This window comes from Mesorhizobium sp. P2_D5 (assembly GCF_056404355.1).
Genome location: NZ_JBFUEE010000002.1, coordinates 184,015 through 198,116 on the forward strand (window position 1 = coordinate 184,015; position 14,102 = coordinate 198,116).

11 protein-coding genes are annotated in these 14,102 nt (G+C 62.8%); 7 read left to right on the top strand and 4 right to left on the bottom strand.

Features of this window, described 5'->3' with window-relative positions; all coding sequences use genetic code 11:
• Position 1 precedes the first annotated feature (1 nt).
• From AC1DYW_RS07810 to AC1DYW_RS07835, 6 genes are all read left to right on the top strand, one after another.
• Complete coding sequence (locus tag AC1DYW_RS07810; protein ID WP_477225725.1) at positions 2-1,048, top strand: ABC transporter substrate-binding protein; 1,047 nt, start codon at positions 2-4, stop codon at positions 1,046-1,048.
• Between the two features lie 134 nt (positions 1,049-1,182).
• Positions 1,183-2,913, top strand: coding sequence for an ABC transporter permease (locus AC1DYW_RS07815; protein WP_245330953.1), 1,731 nt, complete (start codon positions 1,183-1,185; stop codon positions 2,911-2,913).
• 209 nt (positions 2,914-3,122) lie between these two features.
• Positions 3,123-3,830, top strand: coding sequence for an FCD domain-containing protein (locus AC1DYW_RS07820; RefSeq protein ID WP_477225726.1), 708 nt, complete (start codon positions 3,123-3,125; stop codon positions 3,828-3,830).
• A 234-nt stretch (positions 3,831-4,064) separates the two neighbouring features.
• The gene (locus AC1DYW_RS07825; protein ID WP_477225727.1) at positions 4,065-5,474 is read left to right on the top strand and encodes an MmgE/PrpD family protein; all 1,410 of its coding nucleotides are present in this window, start codon (positions 4,065-4,067) and stop codon (positions 5,472-5,474) included.
• Positions 5,475-5,523: 49 nt separating this feature from the next.
• Positions 5,524-6,615, top strand: a complete 1,092-nt coding sequence (locus AC1DYW_RS07830) for an isocitrate/isopropylmalate dehydrogenase family protein (protein WP_477225728.1) — start codon at positions 5,524-5,526, stop codon at positions 6,613-6,615.
• The gene (locus AC1DYW_RS07835; RefSeq protein ID WP_477225729.1) at positions 6,602-7,687 is read left to right on the top strand and encodes a tartrate dehydrogenase; all 1,086 of its coding nucleotides are present in this window, start codon (positions 6,602-6,604) and stop codon (positions 7,685-7,687) included. Before AC1DYW_RS07830 ends, AC1DYW_RS07835 begins: the two co-directional genes overlap by 14 nt.
• A 43-nt stretch (positions 7,688-7,730) precedes the next feature.
• Here the strand turns inward: AC1DYW_RS07835 and AC1DYW_RS07840 are convergent, their stop codons facing one another.
• Both AC1DYW_RS07840 and oiaX read right to left on the bottom strand, forming a co-directional pair.
• Positions 7,731-9,065 (bottom strand): four-carbon acid sugar kinase family protein, encoded by a 1,335-nt coding sequence (locus AC1DYW_RS07840; RefSeq protein ID WP_477226406.1) that lies wholly within the window; start codon positions 9,063-9,065, stop codon positions 7,731-7,733.
• Between the two features lie 4 nt (positions 9,066-9,069).
• Positions 9,070-10,320 carry a 3-oxo-isoapionate-4-phosphate decarboxylase OiaX gene (gene oiaX, locus AC1DYW_RS07845; RefSeq protein ID WP_477225730.1) on the bottom strand — a complete coding sequence of 417 codons (1,251 nt, stop codon included), beginning with the start codon at positions 10,318-10,320 and terminating at the stop codon, positions 9,070-9,072.
• 184 nt (positions 10,321-10,504) lie between these two features.
• Here oiaX and AC1DYW_RS07850 point away from each other — a divergent pair, with 184 nt between their 5' ends.
• The gene (locus AC1DYW_RS07850) at positions 10,505-11,218 is read left to right on the top strand and encodes a transcriptional regulator NanR (protein WP_457153140.1); all 714 of its coding nucleotides are present in this window, start codon (positions 10,505-10,507) and stop codon (positions 11,216-11,218) included.
• Positions 11,219-11,228: 10 nt separating this feature from the next.
• On the opposite strand, the gene apnL is transcribed toward AC1DYW_RS07850, so the two are convergent.
• Complete coding sequence (gene apnL / locus AC1DYW_RS07855; protein WP_477225731.1) at positions 11,229-13,070, bottom strand: D-apionate lactonase; 1,842 nt, start codon at positions 13,068-13,070, stop codon at positions 11,229-11,231.
• Positions 13,067-14,101, bottom strand: coding sequence for a Gfo/Idh/MocA family protein (locus tag AC1DYW_RS07860; protein ID WP_477225732.1), 1,035 nt, complete (start codon positions 14,099-14,101; stop codon positions 13,067-13,069). The genes apnL and AC1DYW_RS07860 overlap by 4 nt, the downstream gene beginning before the upstream one ends.
• Position 14,102: the final 1 nt, after the last annotated feature.

Consider the following 14,102-nt stretch of genomic DNA (forward strand, 5'->3'; position numbering starts at 1 on the left):
AATGTCCAATAAGAAAGTCGCAGCAGGCGCGCTTTTAGCAGCCTTGGCATGGGGTCAATTGGCCTGGGCCGGTCCGCCCGAACCCTACAAAGTTACGGACGACCTGGTTGCCGCGGCAACCAAGGAAGCATCGGTCGTCTACTACACCTCAACCGATGTCCAGGTCGCCGAGAAACTGGGCGCCGCATTCGAGGCGCACTATCCAGGCATCAAGGTCCAGGTGGAAAGGGCCGGTTCGGAGCGCGTCTTTCAGCGCATAGGTCAGGAATATTCGAGCGGCATCCACAACGCCGACATCATCGAAACCTCCGACGCATCCCATTTCCTGACGTTCAAGGAGCAGAACTGGCTGACGCCGGCCGTTCCGGAGGATGTCGCCAAGATGTGGCCGGAAAAGGATCGTGATCCCGATGGCTTCTACGCGGCTTTCCGCGCCACGCTGACGGTGATTGCCTACAGGACAGACCTGGTCAAGGAAGGCGACGCGCCGAAGACCTGGACCGACCTGCTCGATCCCAAATACAAAGGCAAGCTGGTGAAGTCGCATCCCGGCTACAGTGGCAACGTGATGACCGCCACCTACGCACTCAGCCAGCTTCTCGGATGGGACTATTTCGAGAAATTGGGCAAGCAGGGTGTGATGCAGGTTCAGTCCTCGACGGAGCCGCCGAAGGTCCTCGCCCAGGGCGAACGCCCGATCCAGGCGGACGGTAATGAATACAACGTCTTCATCCTCCAGGACAAAGGCGTGCCGATCAAGGCGGTCTATCCGGCGGAGGGAACCTCGATCGCCTACGGCAACGCCGCAATCCTGGCTTATGCTCCCCATCCGAACGCGGCCAAGCTGTTCTATTCCTTCATGTTCTCGCAGGAAGCGCAGCAGTTGAACGACGATTTCGGCGGTTTGCGCTCGGTTCGCCCGGACGTGAAGGAGAAATCCAACCGCACGCCGCTCTCCCAGATCAAGCTTCTCGACTCCGATCCGTCGAACGTTCGGGATGCCGTCGAAGAGATCAAGCAGAAGTACGAAGAGTATTTCGGCACGTAAGCAATGGCTCGGCACCGGCCACGGATCGGTGCCAGAATGAGGATCTTGCGATGTCGTCACCGGCGACATCGCCACGTCCCTGGGCAGATCGGCGGTTGACCCGCCGACGTCGGATCAAACTCAGAGGTGACTAGGTGACCATCGCTGCATTGTCCCCCGATACCGCCAACAGGCGACACCTCGGCAGGTTCGATTTGTCGACACCGCTCTTCGTGCTGCTTGCAGTGGTTCTGTGTGTGCTGGTCCTGCTGCCTTTGTTCTGGCTGGGATACTACGCCCTCACCAACAAGGCCGGTTCACCGACCCTGGCGAACCTGGCCCGTCTCTTTACCGATGCCACAATTCGCCGGGCCTTCCTTATTTCGCTGGGCATGGCTGGTTGCGTGGGCGTGTTCTCTTGCCTTGTGGCCACACCACTCGCCTGGCTCGTCGCGCGCACCGACATGCCGGGGCAGCGCCTGGTCCGCAGCCTGGTGACTGCATCCTTCGTGACGCCGCCATTCCTGGGTGCCATTGCCTGGGCGATGCTGGCCGCGCCCAACAGCGGCATCCTCAACAACATCTACCGCTGGGCATTTGGCCTCGATCAATCGCAGGCGCTGTTCAACATCTACACCTTCACGGGACTGGTGTTCGCGGTCACCTGCTACTCGTTCCCCTTCGTCTTCACGCTCGTTGCCAACGCCTTCGACAAGGTGCCATCGGATCTCGAGGAAGCGTCGGCGATCCTCGGCGGCAAGCCAGGCACCACATTGCGGCGGGTGACCCTGCCGATGGTGCTGCCGGCGATGCTCGCCGGGTCTCTGGTCGCCATCGTCCAGGCCTTCACCATGTTCGGTTCGCCGGCTATCCTGGCGCTGCCTGCCGGGTTCCACGTTCTCACCACCAAGATCTGGAGCTTCTTCCAGTTTCCTCCACGGCTTGATCTCGCGGCAGCAAGCGCGGTGCCTTTGCTTGTGGTCACAATGCTCTTGCTGTGGGGGCAGAGATGGCTGCTTGGGCGCCGTGGCTACACCGTGCTCGGCGGCAAGAGCGGCACCCCCCGGCGTGTGAAGCTGGGCAACTGGAAATGGCTGGCGGGCGCATACGTGCTGTTCATCCTGTGCGTGACGATCCTGTTCCCCTACCTGGCCTTGCTCAAGGTGGCGCTGACCCACAACATTTCCGAACCGCTCAGCTGGAGTTCCTTGACGCTCCATAACTTCAATTTCGTGCTGTTCGAATTCTCCAGCACGCGGCTCGCCATCTGGAACACCCTGATCCTCGGTCTGGCTACGGCAACGATCGCGACCGGCATAGCCCTTGTCGTGTCCTATCTGGTTGCGCGCCGCGCGGTGCCGGGCGCCTCGCTGCTCGGCATGCTGGCGACCGCGCCGATTGCGATTCCGGGCATTGTGCTGGGCGTTGGTCTTTTCCTGGCCTACGCCAATCCGACTTTCGGCCTCTACGGCACGCTGTGGATCCTGCTGATCGCATTCCTGACGATTGAGCTTCCGGCTGGTTACCAGCAACTGTCATCGGCCTTCCATGGCGTGCATCCGGAACTAGAGGAAGCCAGTCGGATTCTCGGCGCCACCCGCCTGAAGACCCTTTGGCAGATCACCGCGCCATTGTTGCGCACCAGCCTGATCGCGGCCTGGTGTTTCGTCTTCATCGGCACCATCCGGGAATTGTCGGCGACGGTCCTGCTGACGACGGCGCAGACCAAGCTGGTCTCGGTCATCATCTACGACCTCAACGAAAGCGGCGACTACGGCGCGATTTCGGTGCTTGGTATTCTGCTGCTGGTGGTTTCGTTCACTGTCGTCTTCATAGCCAACAAGGTTCCGGTTCTCGGCGGCGCGGCGCCCAGGAGTGGCAGTTGATAGGATACAGCTTGGTTCCACAGCAATTATCGGCGTTTCGCTTGACAAGAGGAAGTATCGTCTCAGTCATGGGCCCGATTGGACGCGTCGGCATCAATTCGATGAGGGAGACCAAACCATGGATGATGCGCAGGCAACGCGTTGGCGCCCATCAGGGCCGGACCAGGCAAGCGGCATATCCCGTGACGCATTGAACGGAATTCAGGCCCATGGCTAACGAAACCGAGAACATGCAGGGATTTTCGCCAATCGACTTTTTGCGCACGCGCTCGCTTGCCAATGTCGTGCAGCACGAAATCGAGCGAATGATTGTCGAGGGGGAATTCACACCCAACGAGAGGATCAACGAAAACGCCCTGGCCCAGCAACTCAAGGTCAGCCGTGGACCGATCCGCGAGGCGTGCAGCGCGCTGGCCGCTCTTGGGCTGATCCAGGTTATTCCCAATCGCGGGTTTTTCGTGCGAGAACTCAGCGAAGACGAAGCCCGTGATGTCTCGGAGGCCCGTGCCTACATCTTCGCCTGCATGACCATGAGCGTTGCCGAGAGGATCACCGACCCCGAGGTCGCCAGGCTGCGCGCGCTCGTCGACCGCATGGACGCGCTGGCCAAGACCGGTGAGGTGAGCCAGTACTACCCGGTCAATCTGGAATTCCATTCCGAACTGGCCAGGATGTGTGGCAACGCACGCCTGGCGCAGATCTATCTCGGCCTCGCTCGAGAGCTTCATATCCAGCGCTATCGAGCATTGGCGAGTGGCGACGTGCTCGACATATCCAACCGCGAGCATCGGGCAATAGTTGAGGCTGTTGCCGCCCGCGACCCGCAACGGGCTTTCACGGCCGGGCGGGAGCATATCGTCAATGGCACCTCGCGCACGCGCAGGGCCAGCGTCGCTTTGCGCCACGGCTCCGACTGACGCTCACCCATTCCTGTAGTCGAGGTCCGAGGACAGATACCGCGGCAGCATTTGCGTGCCTGCGGTAGCGGCTGTCCGACGAACTGAAAACTTGGTTGCCCTGTCGACAAAAAATTGTTGACAGTTTACCAAAACTGCCTTCCTACTCCTCTGCATCAGGCGGCCATGACATGGAGTCGAGCTTGAACTCGATGCCTGGTTGGCCCGCTACAATTTCGACAGAGAGGACTATCAATGCACGACACCGCACCTGCAGGTCTCACGAATTATGTGGCGGAATTCGTCGCGTCGGCCACTCCGGAAGATCTGCCGGACGACGTCGTGGCCCTTGGCAAGAAGTCGATACTGGACGGCATTGGGCTGGCTCTTTCAGGCTCGGTCGCGCAAAGCGGCGACCTCGTCCGCCGCCATCTCGATGAGCTTGGACTGATGCCGGGCGCCGCGACCGTAATCGGAGCGGGCCGCAAGGTTGCACCGCGCTTTGCGGCATTCGCGAATGGTGTCGGCATCCATGCCGATGACTATGACGACACCCAGCTGGCCGTCGCCACGGATCGCGTCTACGGCTTGCTGACCCATCCCACGGCGCCGGCATTGCCCGCGGCTCTGGCCATTGGCGAACAGGTGGGCGCCTCGGGCAAGCAGGTCATGCTGGCGTATCATCTCGGCGTCGAGGTCGAGTGCAAGATCGCCGAAGCCATCGCCCCCCGCCACTATCAGACGGGATTTCACGCGACGGCCACTTGCGGAACGTTTGCCGCGGCCGCGGCTGCGGCCTGGCTTCTGCGTTTCGACGCGAAAACCACGGCTCGCGCGCTTTCGATCGCAGGCAGCCAGTCGGCTGGCTTGCGTGAGAATTTCGGCACGATGACCAAGCCGTTCCATGCCGGGCGCGCATCGGAAAGCGGTGTCGCCGCCGCACAGTTCGCCGCCCATGGATGGACTGCCACCGACAAGATACTGGAGGCCCCGCGCGGGTTCTTCCAGGCGGCCGGCGGCGGCTACGATGAGAACGCAATTCGCGGACGCCTCGGCGCTCCCTGGACGTTCGCCAACCCAGGCATCTCGATCAAGCCGCATCCCTCGGGGTCGTTGACCCATCCCGGCATGACTGAGATGGCGCGCCTCATCCGTGAGAATGACATCAAGGCCGGGGATGTGAAGCACGTGCGCATCGGCACCAATTCCAACATGCCGAACGCCCTGATCCATCACCATCCGCATGATGAGTTGCAGGCCAAGTTCTCCATGGAATTCTGCATGGCCATCCTGCTGCTCGACGGCAAGGCCGGGCTTGGCGAGTTTACGGATGCAGCAACCCAACGCGACGACGTCAAGGCCATGATCGACAAGGTGGATTTCGTCATCGACGAAAAGGCCGAGAAGGCAGGCTATCACAAGATGACGACGATCATCGACGTCACGCTCAATGATGGCCGCGTCATCCATGGCGAAGCCGATTTCGGCAAAGGCAGCCCCGCCAATCCGATGAGTTATGAAGAGGTTGCCGACAAGTTCCGGGACAACGCGGCTCATGCCCGCCTTGCCCGTTCGGCGGCTGACGAGGTCGTCGCGCTGGTGCGCGACCTCGAAGAACAGCCCTCGCTCGAGCGGTTGATGGCCCTGGTCGCCAAGGCCGGCTGACGGTCTTCGTGGCGCTGCGCCGCAGCCGGCATTCAGAAAGGTTGGTTCGATGGCCCATCTCACGATCGGCATCCTCAATGGCGATGATATCGGACACGAAATCGTGCCTGCTGCCGTGCGCATCGCCCGGGCCGCCGCGGCGCGAACGGGTCTCGACATCGACTGGCGACCGATGCCGATTGGCCGCTCGGCGCTCGACACACACGGCTCGACGATGCCCGAAGGCACGCTCGAGACGCTTTCGACACTCGATGGCTTCATACTCGGTCCGATCGGACATCGCGCCTATCCAAAGGTGATTGGCGCGATCAACCCGCATCCCATCTTGCGCAAGCACTTCGGCCTTTTCGCCAACGTCCGTCCGACGCGCTCGTTTCCCGGACTTGGCGCGCTGTTCGACGATGTCGATCTCGTCATCGTTCGGGAAAACAATGAGGGCTTCCAGCCGGATCGCAATGTGGTTGCCGGTTCGGGAGAATTTCGTCCAACGCACGATACGACCATTTCGGTCCGCGTCATCACCCGTGCTGGCAGCTATCGCGTGGCCAAGGCCGCACTCGAACTTGCCAGAACCCGGCGCAGGAAGCTGACGATCGTTCACAAGGACACCGTGTTCAAGCTCGGCTGCGGTATGTTCGTGGAGGAGTGCTACCGGGCCGCCGAGCAGTTCCCTGACGTCGCTGTCGACGAGGTGATCGTCGACACCTTTGCCATGCGGTTGCTTCGCGATCCCCAGACATTCGATGTCGTCGTCACCACAAACATGTTCGGCGACATACTGAGCGACGAGGCAGCAGGCCTCGTCGGCGGGCTCGGCATGGCGCCCGGCCTGTGTATCGGCGAAGGCAACATAGCCATGGCGCAGGCGGCGCACGGGTCTGCTCCCGATATTGCCGGAAAGGGCATCGTCAATCCCTATGCGATGGTCGAATCCACCCGCATGCTGCTGGAGTGGCTTGGCCACAACCGCGAGATTGCAGAGGCGCTCGCCGCGGCGTCGATCATCGCGCAAGCCACCATTGCCGCGCTCTCGCGGCCCGAAACGCGCACGGGCGACATACGCGGAACCACCAACACCGAAGGAATGACCAGCGCCATCGTCGCTGCCATCGAGAAGGAATCTGAAAATGTCCTTGCATAAGATCGCTGTCATCGGCGGCGATGGTATCGGCCCGGAGGTGGTTGAGGCCGGCGTCAAGGTGCTGGAAACGCTAGCCGACGTCGAGCCAGGCCTTGCCTTCGATTTCAAGCGCTTTGACTGGGGCTCGGACTATTATCGCCGCAACGGCCGCATGATGCCGCAAGATGGTCTGGCTCAGATCGAGGGCTTCGATGCCATCTATTTCGGTTCGGTCGGCGATCCGAACCTTCCCGACGACATCACGCTCTGGGGTCTGCGCCTGGCGATCTGCCAGGGGTTCGACCAATACGCCAATGTGCGGCCGACGCGTCTGCTGCCCGGTCTGACCGGTCCGCTGCGCCCCGAACTCGGCAAGCAGATAGACTGGGTTATCGTCCGCGAAAACAGCGAGGGCGAATATGCCGGCGTCGGCGGTCGCGCACATCGCGGCCTGCCGATCGAGGTCGGCATGGATGTCGCCGTCTTTACCCGCACCGGCATCGAACGGATCGCCCGCTTTGCCTGCGACCTTGCCATGTCGCGCCCCCGCAAGCTGCTGACAGTGGTGACAAAGTCGAATGCACAGCGCCATGGCATGGTGCTCTGGGACGAAGTCGTGCGCGAAGTGGTTCGCGACCACCCTGGTCTGACTGTCGACTGGATGCTGGTCGACGCGATGACGCAGCGCATGGTCAACAAGCCTGGCAGCATCGACACGGTTCTGGCGACCAACCTCCACGCGGACATCCTTTCCGACCTGGCTGCGGCACTTGGCGGGTCGCTCGGCATCGGCTCGACATCGAACATCGATCCGGCGCGCAATCGTCCGTCCATGTTCGAACCCATCCATGGTTCGGCCTTCGACATTACCGGGAAGGGTGTTGCCAATCCGCTTGGATCGTTCTGGACGGCGAGCTTGATGCTGGACCATCTGGGTGAGCAGGCTGCATCGCGACGTCTCATGGTTGCGATCGAAACCGTTACCGGTAGAGGAGAATATCTTAGCCCGGATCTTGGTGGCGCAGCCAACACCGCCGAAGTAACGGCCGCTGTGATTGCCGCGCTTTCGGGCGTGAACAGTCCAGGATCCTGAGGCTTACCCGCACAGATGTGTTGTGGGCGCGGCGACTGTCCCGTCAACCACCGAGGCCGTCGCGGATCGCGCTGAAATAGCGGTCGGTTCCGACCTGTCCGCCCTTAAGCGCAACCTCCAGTCCGTCGATCACCGCAAAGCGCGAATGGGCGACGCATAGCGGGGAGCCTGGCGAGGCAGGCAGCGGCATCCGCACCGTCAGCGCGTCGATGCCCATCTGGCCGAGCGCATGGCTCGAGGTATCGCCGCCGGCGATGACCACGCGCCGCAGTTTCTGTTCGATCGTCAGCGCGCGAAGCAGTTCGCCCAGACCGCGGCCGAGCTTGTGGCGGGCGCCTTCCTGCCGGTCGATTTCGCCGCCCCTGTCGGCGGCGGGGCCAAGCGCGGTGTAGAGGATGACGCTGCGCCCGGCTTGCAAGCTGGCGCGGCCGCTTGCCGCCGCACGCGCGATCACCTGCTCGGAAGCCTCCGAAACCAGTTCGACAGGATCGACCTCGATGCCGTCGAAACCGTCGCTCAGGGCATACCGGATCTGTCGTTCGGTGGTCGGCGAGCAACTGCCCGATACGACGGCGATCCGGTCGGCAGCACCCGGCGGTGTGAAGCCTGGTCCAGTGCTGACGATGTCATTCGAAGCCCATTCGGCCAGCAACGCGTATTCGATGCCGGACGAGCCAACGACAAAGGAGCCGCCTGGCTTGCGGATGCGCCAGATCTCTTTGCCGGCCAGTGCCTGGGTCCCGTGGCTATCGACGTCGACAAGCACGATAGCCGCGCCATTCGCCACGAGGCGATCGAATGCCTGCGACCGTGACGCAGATTGCAGGGTCGCCAGATCCAGTAATCCCGAGGCAAGCCCGGTCTGCCGCGACAGGTGGATCAGCAGGTCGGATTCATCCATTGGCGTCGTTGGGTGGCGGCTCATCACCGGATGGCGGTCGACGCGGAAATATTGGTCTCGATAGGCGGCGAACAGATGTCCAAAGGCGGTGTAGCGCTTGAGCTGCGGCGCGCCGACCAGCAGCGGCACGCTGTCCTGACTGAACACCGAGCGGCCGATCTCGATCGCCCGGCCGATGCTGCCGGTCGTCGGGCTGGAATCGAAGGTCGAGCAGACCTTGTAGTGACAGATCGCGGCGTTCAGCGTCTTCAGCCAGGTGAAAGCGTCCTTGAGATGCGTGTCCATCCAGTGCGGCGTCTCGCTGCGGCTGGTGCCGGCCAATCCGATGGCCTGGCAATGTGAGAAACGCGAAAGTTGGGCCTTGTCGGGCTGGCGCATGAACAGCACCGTCTGCACGCCGCCGAGCTCGAGCGCTTCCATGACGTCGGTCGAGCCGGTGAGATCGTCGCCATAGTAGCTGAGCAGCAGGTTCTGCATGGCGTCAGGCCGCCCTGCCATCGCCGAATTTTTCGATCGACCGTGCCAATTCGGGATGAGTCAGGGCGAAGTCTGCCAGCGGAATGCCGTCTACCGCCGCTTGCCAGGCTTGCTGCACTGCGCGGACGCCGGCGCCCGGCCCGTCCGGATGGCTGACGATGCCGCCGCCGCAGAGATAGAGCAGATCGACCGTGCGGCCGGTTCGCTGGTAGGTCTCCGGCGCCTGCCCACCCCATTGGCCCGAGCCCGCCACGGGCAGAGCGCAATCATCGGGCGAGAAGATCGGCGTGGTCACCGCCTTGAAGGATTCGACGAAGGATGCATCCGGCTCCCAGTATTTCGAGGCGATGCCGTTGATCTGGAACTGGTCGACGCCGAGCAGCCGCCAGAATTGCTGCCAGACCTTGAAGTCCATCCCGAGGCCGGGGTGGCGGGTGAGGATGTCCCAGCCATTGCGGTGGGCGTGCAGCACCAGGCTGGAGCGTTTTCTCAGGAACGCCATGCCGCCGAAGCCGATCGAATTGATGTTGACCACCGCGCAATTGCCGCCGGCCATCGCCACCAGATCGTGGTTGCGCATCATCTCGTCCGGGTCGGCATGCGAAATGCCGAAGGCATACATCACCTTCTTGCCGGACTTCTGCTCGTGGTCGAGGATCAGCGGCATGATCGCCTTCACCCGCTCGGCCAGTGGCGAATAGGCCGGGCTCATCAGCTTCTCGTCGTCCTTGATGAAATCGACGTCAGCTTCGATCAGCTCGCCCACCATCGCCGCCGTCTCGTGCGGCCGCAGCCCCAGCGCCGGCTTGACGATGGTGCCGATGATCGGGCGCTCCTCGACACCAGTCAACCGGCGGCTGCCGGCGACGCCGAACTGCGGGCCTGGGTGCGCGCCGCGGAATTGCTCCGGCAGCTTCATGTCGACGATGCGAATGCCGGACAGCCCTTTGATCGAATAGGTACCGCCGATGGCGATGGTCATCAGCGCCGCAAGGTCTGTGCCGATCGCGTCGAGCGGAAATGCGATGTCGACATCGGCGCGCTTGAACGGCCCATCGCCGGCTTCCGGAATGGAGGGCTGCATGGCGTCGGGCAGATGCCGGATCGCCAGGACGCGCGCAGCCACCCTGGCCTTCAGCTCCTCGGTCTCGCCGGGCAGCGCAACGAAGGTGCCGGTCGATTGGTCGCTGGCGATCTTGGCCGCCAGCACCTCGATGCTGTCTGATGTTTCGATGCGATAGGTGAGGGTGATCATGGTCCGCCGTCTCAAGCCCGGGCGTTCGAAAAAGGTTCACCGATGCTCGAAATCTGGTATAATGAGTACATAAGTATTGCAAGAGATATCCGAGTGGAAGTTTGGTCGGGTCGACCCGACCGCAATTTCCGGGAATTGTGGCGGCAGTGTTAGATAGGCCGGATCAAGGGAGTGATTCGTGACGATGAACCGTTCCGAACCGATTGTCCGGCGCAAGCTTTCCGACGAGGTCTTCTTGCGGCTGAAGCGCCTGATCACCAGCGGCGAACTGATGCCGGGCGATGACATGCCCTCGGAGCGCGAACTGATGGAACGCTTCGAGGTCGGCCGTCCGGCGATCCGCGAGGCGATGCAGGCGCTGAGCAATATGGGGCTGGTGGCGATCTCGCATGGCGAGCGCGCCAAGGTGCTGCAGCTTACCGCCAAGTCGATCATCAGGCAGGTCGACGGCGCAGCCAAGATCATCCTGTCGTCGTCGAAAGACACGCTAGAGCACCTCAAGAACGCCCGCATCTTCTTCGAGCGAGGCATGGTCAGGGAAGCAGCCGAAAAAGCCACCGCCGAGGATGTGCAGCGGTTGCGCGCAACCGTCGCCGAGCAGCGCAGCTTTCGCGGTGATTCCGAAGCCTTCATATCCGCCGACATGAAGTTTCATACCCAGATCGCGGCGATTTCGGGCAACCCGATCTACGTCGCCGTCAGCGAGGCGATGCTGGGCTGGCTGAAGGAATATCACACCGAAATGCTAATCTGGACCGGCAAGGAAAAGTTCACGCTGACTGAGCATGAAGAGATCATTGGCCGCATCGAGAAGAAGGATGCCGACGGCGCCGAGAAGGCGATGATCAAGCACCTCGAGCGCTCGCGTGCGCTCTATGTGATGAACGCCGAAAAGTGAATCCGCAGTGTCAGCCGAACCGGGTGATCGCGTAGGGCGTCATGACCAGGTGGCCTCTGCCCAGCGCTGAAATGTCGACCGGTACGTCCTCCGCTGTCAGGTTCGCCAGCCACACGATGGTCTGACCGGAAGCGGAGCGCCCGGCCAGCGCCAGCACCTTGGTCTCATCGCTCGTCGTTGCCGCAACATGTGCGAGGCCGGCCAGTTCGCAAAGCCCCTTGATAGCCCTGAAGATCGGCCGAGGTGATCCTTCCGCGGCTGGCTCGCCCGGTCCCGCCAGCACGCCGAACGGTCCTGTGAAGCCGGAGAGCGTCAGCATCTCAAGCCCCGCCGGTGCGACGCGTGCCGCATAGCCGATCGTCCATGCGGCCCCGAACAGGCCGGCATGGCGCGGATCGCGGTCGGCCATGGCAATGCGCTGTCCCCCGGGATTGGCCTTGGTCGCGCCACCATAGGGGTTCTGGCGCATGGCGATCGTCGACGGGCCGATCCGGTAGGGTGTTTCTCCGAAGATCGCCCGCACCGATTGGGTGATGAAGGGCAGCGCCCCCAGAGATTGCATGACGCTGAGATCGTCGGCCGCGTGCACGATCGGGCAGGTGCAATGAGTGACGAAGTCGAGCAGGTCCGCCGGCACGCGTTTGCGGTTGAGTTCGGTGAAATAGCTGAACATGCCGCCGCCGAGACGGATGTCGGGGAAGGCGCGGCGGGCGGCGGCATAGACGGTTTCCAGCGGCGGACACTCCGGCCATGCGCTCCCCGGCGGCGTCGACTGCCGGTCGACCGAAGGCGAGACGGCGATGGCCGAAAGTTCTAGCCCTGCCTCGTGCACCAAGCTGGCGACAGCTGAAAATTCAGCCTCGAGATCGCCCACGCCGGCAACAACGCATTCGAGCGTCGTCCGGGCCGGGTAGGCTGCCGCGACCCGGGCAAAGGATCGCAAGGCGTCGAGCCCATGGCCGCGCGTTGGATCGTAGTGGAGGACCAGCTGTTGCGGGCCAAGCGCCGACAGCAGCGGCAGGTTCGCCAGTGCCGTCTCGACATCCTCGGGATAGATGATCACGCCGACATCGGGCAGCTTCCTCGGTCCGGCCTCGCCGAGCTTAACGCGGACCGGTCCGTTGGCCACGGAGGCAGCCGGTGCTCTGCCCTCACCAGTGATCAGCAGGCTGATTGTCTGGCGCAGGGGCTGGCCGGCCGGCAGCATATAGGGCCACGGCAAAGCGAGCGGCCGCACATAGGTCTTGTAAGAGGCATCCGACCAGTTGCGCTGGTCCTCCATTTCGAACACATCGCCTTCCATCCGGCATTCGGCTCTGACGCCAGGCCGCACCTCATGCGTGATCGCACGCAAATCCCTGAAAGGCTGCCACGGGTCGATCAGCAGCGGAAGCTTGGTCGCGACCGTGCTGCCGTCGGTGTGCTCCACCGTCACCGGGCTGCCGGCGAGGCCGGCGATCGGATGCAGGACGCAGAAGCCGCAGCGGTTGGTTTCGAAATCGCTTTCGGGAAGGGCGCTGACGTCGAAGACCAGTTGGCCATCGGAGGAGCCCTTGATGGTGGCGCGGAATCCGAGCCGGCTTGCGTCCGGCCCGGTGCAGCTTGCCGAATAGCGGATCGAGAAAGTGTCATCGCCCTGGTCAATGACAAGGTCGGTCAGTTCGGGCTCGTAAGTGCCCCAGTCGCGATCCCTGACGATGTAGGCGATGGCCCGCAGCACTTCGGTACCGCCATGGCGGATGGTGCGCAGATTGCCGTTGACGAAGTCGGCACTGAGCGCACCGGCGCTCAGCCTGAACGGCTCGACCTCGGTCGCATCCGTGCCGTAGAGGTGAAAGGTGTCGGCGGTCATCTGAGCAAAGTGTCGAGCTGCACCGGCTCGCGGCTTGCAGCACCGGCATAGGCAGCCTCGACCAGTGCGAAGGTCTTGAGGTTGTCGGCGCCCGAGGTAGCGGGCTCCGTTCCCTTCGCCAGGCAGTCGACCCAGTGCCGCTGGATGGCAACGACGCTTTCCTGGATGTTGTGCCAGGGACGCGATGCCCAGGGCAGCAGCGGCGGCGAGACGTCGCTGACCGCCGTGCCGCTTTTGCCGGTGACGGTGAGCCGATACCCCTGTGCCAGTCGGATCGTGCCGTCGCTTCCGTCGATCTCGATCAGCGTTTCGGGAAACGGTTCTACGGCAAGCGTCGTGGCGTAGCTGCAGTCGACCACCGAGGTTGCGCCACTGGCGTGGTCCATCAGCATGGTCGCCACGTCCTCGCCTGCGATAGCAGGGTTGATGCGCGCCGTTCGCGTCGTGATCGTCGAGACGTCGCCCAGCAGGAAGCGGGCTATGTCGAGGATGTGGATGCCGAGATCCTCGACGATGAAGCGCTTTCCCGTTGCCAGATAGGGCTGGCCGGAAAACACGTCATAGGCGGAGCGGAACGAGATGCGGCCGAAGAACGGCGTGCCGATCTCGTTGCTGTCGAGTACGGCGCGCACCGCCTGGATTGGCGACTGCCAGCGAAAATTCTCATGCACCATCAGCGGCACGCCGGCATCGGTGCATGCCTTCACCATCGCCTTGGCATCGGCAAGCGTTGGCGCGAACGGTTTTTGACAGATCGTCGGCACGCGGTGTTGCGCCGCCATCTCGACCAGCGCACGATGGCTGGGCGCCGTGGTGGCGATATCGACGAAATCCAGGTTCTCGCCATCAAACAGGGCCATCGCGTCGGTGTAGCGCCTGGTAATGCCGAACTGGTCGCCGACGATCCGCAGCCGGTCGGGATCGCGGTCGCAAATGGCGACGATCGTGGCGCCAGCGATGTCGCGCCAGGCATGCATCTGATTGACGGCGAAGAAGCCACAGCCGATCAGCGCTCCGCGCAATTCCACCATG

What these genes read in the sequence shown, in the direction of transcription:
- AC1DYW_RS07820 (WP_477225726.1), top strand. Translation starts at nt 3,123, where the DNA reads ATGGCTAACGAAACCGAGAACATGCAGGGATTTTCGCCAATCGACTTT.
- apnL (WP_477225731.1), bottom strand. Translation starts at nt 13,070, where the DNA reads ATGACCGCCGACACCTTTCACCTCTACGGCACGGATGCGACCGAGGTC.
- AC1DYW_RS07850 (WP_457153140.1), top strand. Translation starts at nt 10,505, where the DNA reads ATGAACCGTTCCGAACCGATTGTCCGGCGCAAGCTTTCCGACGAGGTC.
- AC1DYW_RS07840 (WP_477226406.1), bottom strand. Translation starts at nt 9,065, where the DNA reads ATGCAGAACCTGCTGCTCAGCTACTATGGCGACGATCTCACCGGCTCG.
- oiaX (WP_477225730.1), bottom strand. Translation starts at nt 10,320, where the DNA reads ATGATCACCCTCACCTATCGCATCGAAACATCAGACAGCATCGAGGTG.
- AC1DYW_RS07860 (WP_477225732.1), bottom strand. Translation starts at nt 14,101, where the DNA reads ATGGTGGAATTGCGCGGAGCGCTGATCGGCTGTGGCTTCTTCGCCGTC.
- AC1DYW_RS07810 (WP_477225725.1), top strand. Translation starts at nt 2, where the DNA reads ATGTCCAATAAGAAAGTCGCAGCAGGCGCGCTTTTAGCAGCCTTGGCA.
- AC1DYW_RS07835 (WP_477225729.1), top strand. Translation starts at nt 6,602, where the DNA reads ATGTCCTTGCATAAGATCGCTGTCATCGGCGGCGATGGTATCGGCCCG.
- AC1DYW_RS07825 (WP_477225727.1), top strand. Translation starts at nt 4,065, where the DNA reads ATGCACGACACCGCACCTGCAGGTCTCACGAATTATGTGGCGGAATTC.
- AC1DYW_RS07830 (WP_477225728.1), top strand. Translation starts at nt 5,524, where the DNA reads ATGGCCCATCTCACGATCGGCATCCTCAATGGCGATGATATCGGACAC.